This is a genomic window from Streptomyces sp. NPDC057963 (assembly GCF_042887155.1).
Lineage (GTDB): Bacteria > Actinomycetota > Actinomycetes > Streptomycetales > Streptomycetaceae > Streptomyces.
Genome location: NZ_JBHVPX010000020.1, coordinates 1 through 13,741, shown reverse-complemented (window position 1 = coordinate 13,741; position 13,741 = coordinate 1). Strand labels below are relative to the sequence as shown.

Here is a 13,741-nt window from a genome sequence, read left to right as displayed (position 1 = left end):
GTGCCCGTGCCCGTGCCCGTGCCCGTGGCCGTGAGCGGGGTGGGGCGGGGCCGCCGTGGTGGGCTCGCGCTCACTGCCGGCCGCCTGCGGTCGGGGCCCGTTGCCGGGTGCGGAGGCCGGTGGACACCTGCTTCCGTGCTTTCCGCAGGACAGAATGGCCGGATGCGTTACCTGATCCTGGGCGCCACCGAGGCACGAGACGAGAACGGCGGGGCGCTGCCCGTGGGCGGTATGCGGTTGCGCGCCCTCCTCGCCTCCCTCGCCCTGCGTACGGGCCGTCCCGTGCATGTCGCCGATCTCGTCGACGACGTATGGGCCGCCGATCCTCCGCACGACGCCCGCGCCGCCCTCCAGGCCCTCGTGGGCCGGTTGCGCCGGGTGCTCGGCAGGGACGCGATCACGAGTGACCACGGCGGATACCGCTTGGAGGCCGCGCCCGAGGAGGTCGACCTGCACGTGTTCGAGCGGCTGTCCCGGCAGGGCGCCGACGAGCTCGACGCGGGCGACCCCGTGGCGGCCGCCCGCACACTCCGTACCGCGCTCGCCCTGTGGCGCGGCCCGGCCCTGGCCGACCTGCCGGACCGGGAACACGGCCACGGTCTGCGCCCGGAGGCCCACCGTCTGACCGCGCTGGAACGCCGCATCGAGGCCGACCTGCGGTGTGCTGCGACCGCTGCCGGCCCGCGCACCCTCGTACCGGAGCTCAGGGAGCTGACCGCCGCCCACCCGTACGACGAACGTTTCCGGGCGCAGCTGATCCGCGCCCTGCGCGCCGAAGGCCGTCAGGCCGAGGCGCTGGCCGCCTACGAGGAGGCGCGCCGCGCCCTTGCCGACGCCCTGGGTGCCGACCCGGGACCGGAACTGACCGCGCTCCACCGGGAACTGCTCACTCCGCCGCCGACGGCGCCATCCGAAGCAGCCGTACCGGCCCTCCTGTCCGCCTCAACCACTTCCTTACCCCCCTCGCCTCCCTCTTCCCTCTCTTCCCTCTCTTCCCTCTCGGCCGGATCCGCCGGATCCGCCGGATCCGCCGCATCGGGCACGCCCCGCACTCCCGGCCCCGCTCCGGTCCGGGGCAACATCCGGCCCCGGCTCAACTCCTTCGTCGGCCGCGAGCCCGAACTGCGCTCCATCCACGCCGACCTGGCCCGGTCCCGCCTGGTCACCCTCACCGGCCCCGGCGGCTCCGGCAAGACCCGTCTCGCCGAGGAGGCCGCCGCCCGGAGCGGTCCGGCGGCCCCGGCCCCCGTGGACTCCTGGATCGCCGAACTCGCTCCGGTGGATGACCCCGTGGATGTCCCCGGAGCCGTACTCACCGCTCTCGGGCTGCGGGAGACCACGCTCCTGCGGGACAACAGCCGTGACGGGCAGCCGTTGCGCAGCGACCCGACCGGCCTCCTCGTCGAGCACCTGGCGCACTGCTCCCGCGTCCGCCCCTTCCTGCTCATCCTGGACAACTGCGAACACGTCATCGGCGCGGCCGCCGCCCTCGCCGAAACCCTGCTCACCCACTGCCCGGAGCTGCGCATCCTCGCCACCAGCCGAGAACCCCTCGGTGTCCCCGGCGAATCGATACGCCCGGTCGGACCACTCCCGGCCGACCCCGCCCACCGCCTGTTCGCCGAGCGCGCCCGCGCTGTACATCCCGACTTCGACCCCGAACAGGAGGCCGCACACGATCCGGACGCCGTCGCCGAGATCTGCCGACGGCTCGACGGGCAGCCGCTCGCCATCGAACTCGCCGCTGCGCGGCTGCGGCTGCTCACCCCACGTCAGATCGCGGACCGGCTCGACGACCGGTTCCGGCTGCTCACCGGTGGAGCCCGGACCGTACTGCCGCGCCAGCAGACGCTGCGCGCCGTCGTCGACTGGTCCTGGGACCTGCTCGACGAGGGCGAACGCACGGTTCTGCGACAGGTCTCCGTCTTCGCGGGTGGCTGGGACCTGCCCGCCGCGGAGGCCGTGACCGCGGCGGGAGCAGCCCTCGCTGCCGGGCACTCCGCCACGGGGGCCTCCGGCACCGGGGCAGCCACCGGCCCGGACCCGGCCGGGCCCTCCGCGGCCGACCAGATTGGTGCTCTCGTCGACAAGTCCCTCGTCGTCGCCGCCCCGGCCGCCTCCGGCGAGATGCGCTATCGCCTCCTGGAGACCATCCACGAGTACGCCGTCGAACGTGCGGCCGAGACCCCGGACGCACGCGCCGCCGCCGCGCGGGCGCACACCGCATACTTCGTCGCGCTGGTCGAGGCCGCCGAGCCCCGTCTCCGCTCCGGCGACCAACTCCCCTGGATCGAACGTCTGGAAACGAACCTCGACAACATCCGGGCCGCCCTCCACCGCACCGTCACCACCACCCCGTCCGAACCGGACGCGGTGCGTCTCGTTCTCGGCATGGGGTGGTTCTGGTTCCTGCGGAACTTCCGTTCCGAAGGTCTCGGCTGGGCCGAGCGGGCCGTGGAACTCGGCCCGGAACCGGCCGACGGCAGCGACCCCCGCTTCTGGCCGCGCATGCATCTGGAGATACTGCGGTACTTCCTCGCCGCGCAGAGCCAACCCGCCGACGACGTCCGTGATGACAGCAGCCGGCGGGCCCTGCTGGGCCGGGTGGCCGACGCGTTCATCTCCTCCGGTCCGCAGTCCGCCCGTTTTCCGGGACTGCTCTGGCCGATGGCCCTGTTCGTGAGCCGTACCACCGCCGAGGCTCACGAGATGATCGACGTGGCGGTCGCCAACGCCCGTATCCACGGCGGTGCATGGGAGTACGGCATCACGCTGTTGTTCCGTACGCACATGGTCGTCGACATGCCCGGCGGCATGCCGGGGGTCGACGACGGCCTCGCCGAGCTGCGCGAGCTCGGCCGCCGCGTCGGTGACCGCTGGCTGCGCGCCCAGGTCGCGGGTGCGGCCGCGGAGGTCGGCATGACGCGTGGACGGTACGCGGAGGCGCGTGCGGCGTACGCGGAGGCGCTGCTGCTCGCCCGCGAGGTCGGGGCGTACGCCGAGGCGCCGTTCCTCCTGGCCCGCCTCGCCGAACTTGATCACCGGATCGGGGACATGACGGGCTTCGAGCGGAGCCTGGCCGAGGCGGAGACGGAGGCGGAGCGCTACCAGGTGCACGACGCCCGCGGCTACGCCTACTTCCTGCGCGCCACCCTGGCCCTGGACCGCGGCGAGATCGCGGAGGCGCGACGGCTGGTCGACGAGGCGGAGGCGTCGATCGGACGAGGCAGTCCGCCGTCGCACTTCACCGCGGTGGTCAAAGGGCTGGCCGCCCGGATCGCCGTGTGCGAGGAGGGGCCCACGGGCGGCCCGGTGGCCGGGGTGCGCGGTCTGGCGCGCGCACTTCACGCGGCGCGGGAGGCCCACTGCCCCGAGTTCGTCACCGGGCATCTGGCGGACAGTGTGGCGGCCGTGCTGCCGAAGCTGGGCCGTCACGGAGCCGCCGTACGGATTCTGGCGGCGGCCGACGGCTGGCGCCTCTCCAGCCCCAGGACCGAAGCACAACAGGCCGAGGCGGACGAGGTCGAGCGACGGGCACGCGAGGAACTGGGACCTCAGCTGTACGAGTCGGAGCGCGTCGCGGGCCGCACACTGACGGTCGACGACGTCATCGCGCTCCTGACCCGTATCACCGAGGAACTCCCGGACACCCCCGCCGCCTGACCCCCGACCGCGCCGGCCTCGGCCGCCTCACTGACAACTGATGGTCGAATGGGCCCAGTCGGCCAACGCGGCGCCGCCACCCGGATGCGCCCGCTGGGCGACGAGCCGGATCTTGTCCTGCCCGGCGATACCGACCCTGACGGGCACGGCCGGATCGTCACCGTTCATCACCGGGGACTGCCACAGCAGCGTCCCTTCGCCGTTGAAGACGGAGAAGCGCACCGAGCCGAACCCCGTGGTCATGTCGTCGATCCCGACCATGGCCTCGTAACGCGTGCACGGCCGGTTCAACCGGATGGTGACTGAGGACTTGCCGTGGACGGTCACTCCGTGCGCGTACTGCGTGCCACCGATCGACAGACCGGAACGCTGCCAGACCCAGTTGCTCTCATTGATCACCACCTCGGGTCGGGTGTGGTCGCCCACCATCGAGTAGCTCAGCTCGTTGAGCTGATAGACGGTCGGGGCGGGCGGCGGAGTCGGAGTCGGGGCGGGCGGCGACGGCTTCGATGGATCGGACGGCAGTGTCGGCTCTGGTGTCGGCTTCGGCTTCTGGGTCGGCTTCGGAGTGGGCTTCGGTTTCGGAGCCGGTGTGGAGGTGGGCCTGGGCTTCGGCTTCGGAGTGGGCTTCGGGGCCGGGGCCGAGGCAGGGGGCGCGGACGGCGCCGGCGCATCGGGCTTCGACGGCGGTGCCGGCTTCGGCTTCGGCGGATCGGACGTCGGCGCCGCGGGAGCCACGACAGCCGGCTTGGCCGCATGTCTGGCCTCGGGCTTGGGCTGGTCGTCGCCGACCAGCGCCCAGGCCAGCCCGGCCGTCACCGCCACGGCAACAGCCGCCGCGATACCGGCCTTCGCCGGGACACCGAGCCCTTCCGAGACCGCGGCACCACCGGCGCCGCCCCCGGACGTGCTCCCGCCGGTCGCCGCCGCTGCGGCACCGGCGCCCGCGGCTCCCGCCGCGCCACCCGCGACGATTCCGGCGGCTTTGAGCGCATACCCGGCGGCGAACCAGCCGATGACCGCGACCGGCAGCAGCGCGGGAATCCCGGCGTTGACGTGGGCCAGTTCGCCCGCGGCGAGCCGGCACTTCGCGCACTCGTCCAGGTGCCCCCGCAACCCGCGCTCGGCCCGCATCCGGAGCCCACCCCGGGCATAGGCGCCGAGGCGGTCGGCGTAACGCGCGCAGTCGCCGCCCGAGGTGAGCGCCTCGCTCACATGCGCCTGGAGGTAGGCCTGCTTGAGCCCCTCGCGGGCCCGGCCGGCCAGGACCGCCGTGGCATTGGCGGTCAGCCCGAACAGCGGGGCGATCTCGCTGGGTGACTCCTCCTCGACGGTGGTGTGCCACAGCACCGCCTGCCAGCGCTCGGGCAGACTGCGGAACGCCTGCATCGCCATCGACTGCTCGGCCTCGTGCATCGCCAGCACATCCGCGCCGAGGTCGAGCGTGTCCGCGTCCGACACCTGGGAGGACTGGGCGGACCGGGCGGCGAACACCGCGAAGTCATCGACCAATTGCTCCCGCTTCGCGGTCTTGGTCCAGGCGGCTCCGACATGCCGGACAGCCGTCATGAGGTAGGCCCGCACCGCCTCCACGGGCCCCTTGCCCCTGCGTACCGCCTGCAGGGTGCGCGCGAAGACCTCGGCTGTCAGGTCGTCTGCGGTGTGCGCGTCCCGGCAGCAGGACCGCGCGTAGCGGCGGACCGCGTCCGAGTGCCGCCGGAACAACTCCTCGTACGCGAGATCGTCGCCGTCCCGCATCCGTCCGATCAGCTCGGCGTCGGAGAACGCGGAGCCGGAGGCATCAGCGGTGCTGCTGCCGCCCTCCCGCTGCATCGGCACCGAGGCTTCGGCCCCCACGCCGACGCCGACACCGACACCGACGCCGACACCGACACCGAAACCGGCGTCGGCGGGGGCCGGCCACGGGCCGGGCAGGACGGCGCCGCTCTCCGCGTCACCACCCGATCGCTCGGGACCGGCCTGACTCGGTACTTGCCGGGAGGTCAGCTCACCGGCCTCCGTCGCCCCGCCCATGGCGGAGGCGTCGTCGAACGACTCTTCCTGCTGCCCGTCACCGCTCATCGCGGAAGCCCCCGTTTGCGCTGTCGGACCCGAACATCGAGCAAGCGTGCCACATGGCGCAATCACGCCGAACCTTCAGCCCCTGCAACCACTCATCCGGGGCCTTTTCTCGAATGTGAGTACTAGAAGTCGCTCATTCGGGGAAGGGATATTGGGTTCTTCTGCAGGGGCAGACCGAAGGCAACGGGCAGCGGCTCCAGCGACGAGAACCGATACGCGGCTGGTCAAGCGCCGATCAGGCGCCGACGGGACGCCGTACGAACACCGATCAGAAGCCGCAGAGAGCTGGTCTGTGGGCTGCTGACTGAGCGCGGACGCGGTAGTCGGAGCCGGAGCCGGGAGGGGTACGCGCGTAAGCCGGATACATAAATCCAGACACATAAGCCGAATGTGAGCTCGGACGAGCGACAATGAGCCGCTGAGCAAGCCCCACAGAAACGGGCCACGCGGGTCGCGGATCACCGGACACGGCAACCCCTGCACGCCAGCCATTCAAACCAGCCATGCGCACCGGCCATTCACACCGGCCGTATGCCCCGGTATCCGGCCCCGGCTACGCACCCCGGTGTGCCCGCGCCGATCGTCCGCCCTGCCCCGGAGAGGCAGTGCGCGCACGCAACACGTCCGCGCACCACCCCACCCACGCGCCGCCAGGCTCACCGCGCCGACGCGCCGCCAGGTTCACCCCACCCACGCAACGCCGCCGCCAGGCTCACCGCGCCGACACCGCCACGCCCACCGCGCCGACGCCCTCACACTCAGATGCGACCCGCTCATGCGACCCGCTCACGCGCCGCCGCATCCACGCTCGCCCCGCTCACATAACGGGCAGCGAACGCACTCCGCTCACACGCCGGGCCGCGAGCGCAGCCCCTCCAGCAGGATGTCCAGCAACCGGCTCGAAGCCGCTGCCTGCTGGGCCGCGTCGGGCAGCGAAGGCGCCGCCGTCGCGATGACCAGCAGCACATCCGCCACCGTCACGTCACGGCGAAGCTCACCGGCCGCCCGTGCCCGGTCCACCAGCCGGCCGACGACCTCCAGCAGCTCACCGGCTCCCGTGTCGTCGTCATCGAGGCCGGTGTCCGCGGCGGAACGCCCGCCGGTCGACCGGGTGTCGGCCTGACCCGCACCCTGCCGCTGCTGAGGCACCCGCGTCTCGTCCCGAGCGCTGTCCGAGCCCGGCACGGAGGCCGCTATGGCCTCCGAGTCCCCGACCGCAGCCGAGTTGTCGACGGCCGCAGCCGCAGCCGCAGCCGCAGAAACAGCGGAAGCGGCAGCGGAGTCGATGTCGGAGTCGACTCCGACCCGGAGCACGTGAGGAGGCAGCAGCCGCCCCGCGCCCGAGGCGACGGACGTTCGCAGGAAGCACGACAGCGCCGACCACGGCTCGTCCTCCTGACCCAGCGCGGTCCGGGCCTGGTCGGTCAGCCGGGAGGTCTCCTCCTCGGCTATCCGCCGCACCAGCACGTCCTTGCTCGGGAACCGCCGGTACACCGTGCCGACCCCGACTCTGGCGCGACGCGCCACGTCCTCCATCGGAGCCCCGTACCCCAGCTCGCCGAACACCTCGCGTGCCGCTCGCAGGACATGTTCCAGATTGCGCTGTGCGTCCACGCGAAGCGGAGCCGAGCGGCCGTTGGCGGCAGCCGCCCCAACCGTCGCACCCGTCCCGCCGGTTCCGGCTGCCGCGACCGAGCCGACCGAGCCGACCGGACCCACCGAGCCGACCGGACCCACCGCGTCCACTGTCCCCACTGCTCCGTTTCGTCCGTTTCCGTCGGACGAATGGGACGTGACTGCCGCAGCGGTCTGCCAATGAGAATCCTGAATGTGCATAACTGTTCCCCCGGTTATGACGTCTCCCCCCGGAGACTTCCCGCCGTTTGAGCCGGAGAGCGGATCATGGTCCCGACCCGGCACCCCGACGTCATACGAACATAGTTGAGCCCGGGTCAATTCAGAAGGGGGTAGTTCCGCACGGAGCGCCCCCCGATCGGAGCAAGGACCGGTTGGTCACTGATTCGGCCCCGGCCCCCCACCCCCACTCCAACCCCTGACCTGCGCAGCTCCCGTGTCCTCGTGGTGATCGGCGGCAGCGGCCCGTCCAGAACCTCCGGTCACACAATTTGCCGGGGCTGTGGACAAACCCTTGAGCACGTTGCGTCATGGGGTGGTGATGGCTTCAGATTCCGGGGGAACACCCCCCGGCCCCCCGCCGGGTGTGCGCATTCTCGTCGTCGGTGGCGGCTACGTCGGGATGTACACAGCGCTGCGCCTCCAGCGGAAGCTGAAGCAGAGACTCAGGAGCGGTGAGGCCGAGATCGTCGTCGTCACGCCCGATCCCTATATGACGTATCAGCCGTTCCTGCCCGAAGCCGCCGCCGGTTCGATCTCGCCGCGCCACGTCGTCGTGCCGCTCCGCCGGGTCCTGGCGCACTGCCGGATCGTGATCGGCGAGGCCGAACGGATCGATCACGCCAAGCGCACGGCGACCGTCACCACCCTCGCCTCGGGGGAGGACGGCACCGGCGCCGTCGAGATCCCGTACGACGAGCTGGTCCTCGCACCCGGCTCCGTGTCGCGCGCCCTCCCCGTCCCCGGCCTCGCCGACCACGGCGTCGGCTTCAAGACCATCGAGGAGGCCATCGGCCTGCGCAACCACGTCATCGAGCAGATGGACATCGCCTCCGCCACCCGCGACCCGGCCATCCGCGACGCCGCCCTCACCTTCGTCTTCGTCGGCGGCGGATACGCGGGCGTCGAGGCCCTCGCCGAGCTGGAGGACATGGCCCGCTACACCTCGCGGTACTACCACAACATCAAGGCGGACGACCTGAAGTGGATCCTTGTCGAGGCATCGGGCCGCATTCTCCCCGAGGTCGGTGACGCGATGGGCGCCTACGCGATCCGTGAGCTGCGCGGCCGCAATATCGACGTACGCCTTGGCACCCGGCTGGAGTCCGTCGAGGACCGGATCGCCGTTCTGAGCGACGGTTCCCGCTTCCCGACCCGCACCCTCGTATGGACCGCGGGCGTCAAACCCGCACCGATCCTCGCCGCCACCGGGCTGCCGCTCAATGAGCGCGGCAGGCTCCGCTGCACGGCGGAACTCACCGTGGAAGGCGTCGAGCACGCCTGGGCCGCCGGGGACGCCGCGGCCGTACCCGATCTGTCCGCCGCGGAAACAGGTGCGGAGACCGCGCCCAACGCCCAGCACGCCGTGCGCCAGGCCAAGGTCCTCGCGGACAACGTCCTCGCGTCGATCAGCGGCGCACCCCTCAAGGAGTACCGGCACAGTTATGCGGGATCCGTCGCCTCGCTCGGCCTCCACAAGGGCGTCGCGCATGTCTACGGTCGCAGGCTCAAGGGCTTTCCGGCCTGGCTGATGCACCGCACGTACCACCTCAGCCGGGTTCCGACGTTCAACCGGAAGGCCCGCGTCCTGGCCGAATGGACCCTCGCCGGGCTCTTCAAACGCGAGATCGTCTCCCTCGGCTCGCTGGAACACCCGCGCGCCGAATTCGAACTCGCCGCAGGAGGCAGACGCCCCGGGCCGGAGCACCCACCGGGCCCCCGGAACCCGCCGTTCTCCGACGGCCCGCCGGGGAGCGGCGGCTGACCGGCCGTCGGCCCGTCACCTCACGCCCGGGACGGACCGTACCGACAACTGTCAGTACGGTCCGTCACACTGGACGTGTGACCATAGGTGGGCCCACATCTGCACAGAGTGACCCGGCCGGCAGTGACCGACAGTGAGCAGCCCGCCCGAGCGGACCAGACCGACACACGAGGCCAGAAATTCCGTGAACTTCACGCGTTGGAGCGCCCGCCTACCCGGAACGCAGCGTCGCGCCGCCGCACGGGACGACCGCAGTCCCGTGCCCTCGGCCCGCGCCGAATACGCACGGCCGGAGACCGGACCCCGCCCACCGGACGGCGACACGCACAGTGACACGCACGGCACGTCTCCCGAGGACCGCGGCCCCGCTCTGGAGGATCTCTCGGCCCGGGACATCCTCGGCCAACTGCCCGCCCTGGTGGCCCTGGTGTACGGCCCCGACCACCGGATCGCGTATGTCAACGACGCCTACACCGCCGCCTTCGGCTCCCGCCCGGCCGGCGCCACCGCGGCCGAGGCCATGCCCGAGCTCGCCGAACTCAGCCTGCTGCCCCTCATGGACCAGGTCCTGCGCAGCGGCACCCCTCGTACGGTCAAGTCCCGCAAGGTCCGCGGCGGCAATTCGTACACCGTGACCTGCACCCCGGTACGCAGGGACAGCGAGGCCGCGACCGGGACCGAAGCGGACGACGACGGGGACGGGAGCAGAAAGCAGACCGGCAACAAGGGCAAGAACAAGGACAAGAGCAAGAACAGAAACGGGAACAGAGGAAGCGAAGACGGAGTGCTCGTCTACGCCGCCGACGTCACCGACCACGCCGAAGCGGCCGAACGGCTCCGCGCCAGCGAGCGCCGCCACCGCGAAACGGCCGTCACCCTCCAGTGCTCCCTGCTCCCGCAGGAGCTGGAGCAGCCCGACGACCTGCGGATCGCCGCCACCTACCAACCCGGCGGCACGGACGCCGCGGTCGGCGGCGACTGGTACGACGTCATCACCCTCGGCGCGGGCCGCACCGCCCTGGTCATCGGCGACGTGATGGGCCGTGGGGTACGGGCCGCGGCGGTCATGGGCCAGCTCCGCACGGCCGTGCGCGCCTACGCCCGCCTCGACCTCCCGCCGCACGAGGTGCTCCAGCTCCTCGACGGTCTCGCCGCCGAGATCGACGCCAGCCAGATCGCCACCTGCGCCTACGCGGTCCACGATCCGAACGAGGGCCGCCTCGTCTACGCCTCCGCCGGGCACCTCCCGATCCTGGTGTGCCACGAGGACGGCACGGTCCACCGTGCCGAGGACCCGACGGGACCGCCGCTCGGCACCGGCGGCTGGATCCACACCTCGGGCACGATCGCGCTGCCGCCCGGTTCCACCGCGGTCCTCTATACGGACGGCCTGGTGGAGCGCCGCAGCGAGGACATCGACGAGGGCGTCGCCGCCCTGGAACGCGCGCTTTCCGGTGCCAAGGGTTCACCCCAGGTGGTCTGCGACCGGCTGATCCGCTCCCTCGGCGTCACCGCGGAGCACGACGACGACGTGGCGGTACTGGTGGTCCAGCACCCCGCCCGTACAGGGACGAACGCGGAACTCTTCCACAACGCCTCGCTCGATCTCCTCGGCGGCATCGAGGCGGCCCCGCGCGCCCGCGCCTTCGCGACCGGCGTCCTCACGTCGTGGCGATTCCCGGTCGAGCTCTGCGACCTGGGCGTCCTGGCCGCGGGCGAACTCGTCGCGAACTCCCTCAAGCACGGCACACCGCCGATGCGCCTGGGCCTGCGCCGTACCGATCGCCGCCTGATCATCGAGGTGACCGACGGCGACGACCACCTGCCGCGCCGCCGCCGCGCCGAACCGGCGGACGAAGCGGGCCGGGGCATCTCGATCGTCGCGACGATCGCCACGTCCTGGGGCAGCCGCCGCACACCGGGCGGCGGCAAAGCGGTCTGGTGCGAGTTCGCCCTGCCGCAGTAGGGGCCCTGCCGGGACAGAGCCCCTACGCCTCCCCGCCGCTCACCCCTGCTGCCTCAGTGCGTGGTGGCGGCCGAGGCGGCTGCCACCGGCTCGGCCTCCGGCAGTGACACGGCCACGACCCTGGACGGCGCCGCCTCGATCGACGGCTGGTCCTGCACGGGAGTGAGCCGTCGGCCGAGTCGCAGCGCCAGCACCGTGATGCCCAGCGAGAACAGCACGAACGTCACGATGTACGGCCCGTGCAGCGTCGCCCCCATCGGGCCGCCCACCGCCGGACCGACCGCCAGCGCGAGCTGCTTGCACAGGGCGAACGCGGAGTTGTACTGCCCGACCATCGACTCCGGTGCCAGATCGGCGACCAGCGGAGCCACGGTCGGCGACAGCATCGACTCACCGAGTCCGAACAGCGCGTACGTGGAGATCATCGCGGCCGTCGCCATGGTCTGGCTGCCGTGCCCGAGCCCCGCGTACCCGGCGACGATCCAGGCGAACGCCCAGATCAGACCGACCGAGGCAATGACCCGGCTGCGCCTGCGGCGCTCCACCAGCCGCAGTACGACGAACTGCGCCACGACGATGACGGCGGTGTTGGCGGCCAGCGCGATACCGAGCGTCGAGGGCTGGATCCCGGCGGCCTCGGTGCCGTAGGCCGCGAGCCCGGACTCGAACTGTCCGTAGCAGGCGAAGAACAGCACGAAGCCCAGCACGCACAGCTGCACCATGGCCCGGTGCGAGAGCAGTACCCGCAGCCCGCCCGGCGCCTTGGACCCGTCGGCGGGCCTGGTGTCGGAGAAGGACGGTGTACGAGGCAGCCGCACCGTGGAGGCGATGACACCGAGCACGACGAACATCGCGGCCTCGATGAGGAACAGCAGGGTGAAGGTCTCCGGCCGGCTCGTGTCGACGATCTGCCCGCCGACCAGCCCACCGATGCCGAGCCCGAGGTTCTGCAGGAAGAACTGCATGGCGAAGGCGCGCGTACGGGTGGCGGTGCTGGAGCACCACACGAGCATGGTGGCGAGCGCCGGCTGCATGACCGCCGTACCCGCGCCGAGGACCGCGGCCGACAGCACGGAGGCGGTCACACCCGACGACAGACCGAGGGCGGCGGCGCCCAGGGAGGCGACGGCCGAGGCGACGACGAGCACGGGCAGCGGCCCGCGCCGGTCGATGGCACGCCCGGTGAACGGCAGAACGGCCAGCGCTGCCATGGCGAAGACGGCCAGCACGACTCCCGCGGTGCCCGCACCCAGATCCCGTACCTGTGCCACATAGACGTACAGATACGGAACGGTGAACCCCAGCCCGAACGCGCTCAGCGCACTCCCCAGCTGGATCCGCCGCAGTGCTGCACCCATCTCCCTGGTCACACTCACCTACCTCAAGGTCTCGTAGCGATATGTCGAGCCAACTGAACGACTCGAACCCGAAGACTTTAGCACTAAAGTTAGAACCTCAACAATTCAAACCGAAGGACTTCGATGGCTTTGGAGGGCGTGCCATACTGCCCGCCATGTCTGACACCACCGAGCAGCCCGGCCCGCAGGAGCCGAGCCTCGACGAGCAGATCGCCGCCTATCAGCGCGAGTTCCGCGATCTGGACCCCCAGGTCGAGCAGGTCGTCTCGGCTCTGGGCCGACTGAACCGCCGGATGAACGTGGCGTACGGACGCCAGGTCGCCGCCCTCGGCATCAGCAACGCCGAGTGGGAGGTCCTCAAGACCCTGGTCCTGTCCGGTTCCCCCTACCGCCTGGGCCCGGGGGAGCTGGCCAAGCGCCTCGGCCTCACCCCGGCGGCGATGACCCACCGCATCGACCGGATGGCCGGCGAGGGTCTGGTGACCCGGGACCGGGACGAGAACAACCGGGTGCGCGTGATCGTCGAGCTGACAGACGAGGGCCGTACGAAGTGGCTGGAGGCGATGCGCATGGCCACCGACTTCGAGGAGGACCTGCTCCAGGACCTCAGCGGCGACGAGCGCGGAGTCCTCGGCGACATGCTGATCCGCCTCCTGCGCCGCGTGGAACACGCCCAACCGGACGCCGGCGGCCGCCTCACCGACCTGGACTGAACGGACTGAACCCGTGCCGGACACGTGCGAAAACGGCTTGACCTGGCAGGGTTGACACCTCCCCGCACGATCCGTAAGGTTCTTCGAGTTGTCACGGAGCCGGAACGGTTCTGCGACAACCGATCCCGCCGCGAACGCGGCAACCAAAACTCAGCACGATCTCCCACTCGGGACAATTTCGGCATGCCGAAATTAATTTCGAAGACTCGATTATGAGTCGCCGGGAAAATCCGCTAGAGTTTGGACGTCGGAACGGCCCAACGGCCGGGAAGGCAAATCCCGCTGACTGGGAATCAGGCCCGAAAGGATCTGATAGAGTCGGACTCGCCGGAAAGGGAAA

General features: G+C 71.3%; 7 protein-coding genes. 4 read left to right on the top strand and 3 right to left on the bottom strand.

The window, feature by feature from the left end; translation table 11 throughout:
• Positions 1–162 precede the first annotated feature (162 nt).
• Positions 163–3,663: a BTAD domain-containing putative transcriptional regulator gene (locus tag ACFVT1_RS32610; protein WP_389802032.1), complete on the top strand. Its 3,501-nt coding sequence runs from the start codon at positions 163–165 to the stop codon at positions 3,661–3,663.
• Positions 3,664–3,690: 27 nt separating this feature from the next.
• Here the strand turns inward: ACFVT1_RS32610 and ACFVT1_RS32605 are convergent, their stop codons facing one another.
• Together ACFVT1_RS32605 and ACFVT1_RS32600 are read right to left on the bottom strand one after the other, a co-directional pair.
• Positions 3,691–5,745, bottom strand: a complete 2,055-nt coding sequence (locus ACFVT1_RS32605; protein ID WP_389802029.1) for a sigma-70 family RNA polymerase sigma factor — start codon at positions 5,743–5,745, stop codon at positions 3,691–3,693.
• 846 nt (positions 5,746–6,591) lie between these two features.
• Entirely contained in the window at positions 6,592–7,581 is a 990-nt protein-coding gene (locus ACFVT1_RS32600; protein WP_389802026.1) for a TetR/AcrR family transcriptional regulator, read from the bottom strand.
• A gap of 340 nt (positions 7,582–7,921) precedes the next feature.
• Here ACFVT1_RS32600 and ACFVT1_RS32595 point away from each other — a divergent pair, with 340 nt between their 5' ends.
• Entirely contained in the window at positions 7,922–9,364 is a 1,443-nt protein-coding gene (locus tag ACFVT1_RS32595; RefSeq protein WP_389802023.1) for an NAD(P)/FAD-dependent oxidoreductase, read from the top strand.
• Between the two features lie 184 nt (positions 9,365–9,548).
• On the top strand, positions 9,549–11,330 hold the full coding sequence (locus ACFVT1_RS32590) for a SpoIIE family protein phosphatase (protein ID WP_389802021.1): 1,782 nt from the start codon (positions 9,549–9,551) through the stop codon (positions 11,328–11,330).
• A gap of 53 nt (positions 11,331–11,383) precedes the next feature.
• Here ACFVT1_RS32590 and ACFVT1_RS32585 read toward each other — a convergent pair whose 3' ends face one another.
• Entirely contained in the window at positions 11,384–12,688 is a 1,305-nt protein-coding gene (locus tag ACFVT1_RS32585) for an MFS transporter (protein ID WP_389802175.1), read from the bottom strand.
• Positions 12,689–12,843: 155 nt separating this feature from the next.
• On the opposite strand from ACFVT1_RS32585, the gene ACFVT1_RS32580 reads away from it, so the two are divergent.
• Positions 12,844–13,401, top strand: a complete 558-nt coding sequence (locus ACFVT1_RS32580; RefSeq protein WP_362201019.1) for a MarR family transcriptional regulator — start codon at positions 12,844–12,846, stop codon at positions 13,399–13,401.
• Positions 13,402–13,741 lie beyond the last annotated feature (340 nt).

What these genes read in the sequence shown, in the direction of transcription:
- ACFVT1_RS32600 (WP_389802026.1), bottom strand. Translation starts at nt 7,581, where the DNA reads ATGCACATTCAGGATTCTCATTGGCAGACCGCTGCGGCAGTCACGTCC.
- ACFVT1_RS32605 (WP_389802029.1), bottom strand. Translation starts at nt 5,745, where the DNA reads ATGAGCGGTGACGGGCAGCAGGAAGAGTCGTTCGACGACGCCTCCGCC.
- ACFVT1_RS32585 (WP_389802175.1), bottom strand. Translation starts at nt 12,688, where the DNA reads ATGGGTGCAGCACTGCGGCGGATCCAGCTGGGGAGTGCGCTGAGCGCG.
- ACFVT1_RS32580 (WP_362201019.1), top strand. Translation starts at nt 12,844, where the DNA reads ATGTCTGACACCACCGAGCAGCCCGGCCCGCAGGAGCCGAGCCTCGAC.
- ACFVT1_RS32595 (WP_389802023.1), top strand. Translation starts at nt 7,922, where the DNA reads ATGGCTTCAGATTCCGGGGGAACACCCCCCGGCCCCCCGCCGGGTGTG.
- ACFVT1_RS32610 (WP_389802032.1), top strand. Translation starts at nt 163, where the DNA reads ATGCGTTACCTGATCCTGGGCGCCACCGAGGCACGAGACGAGAACGGC.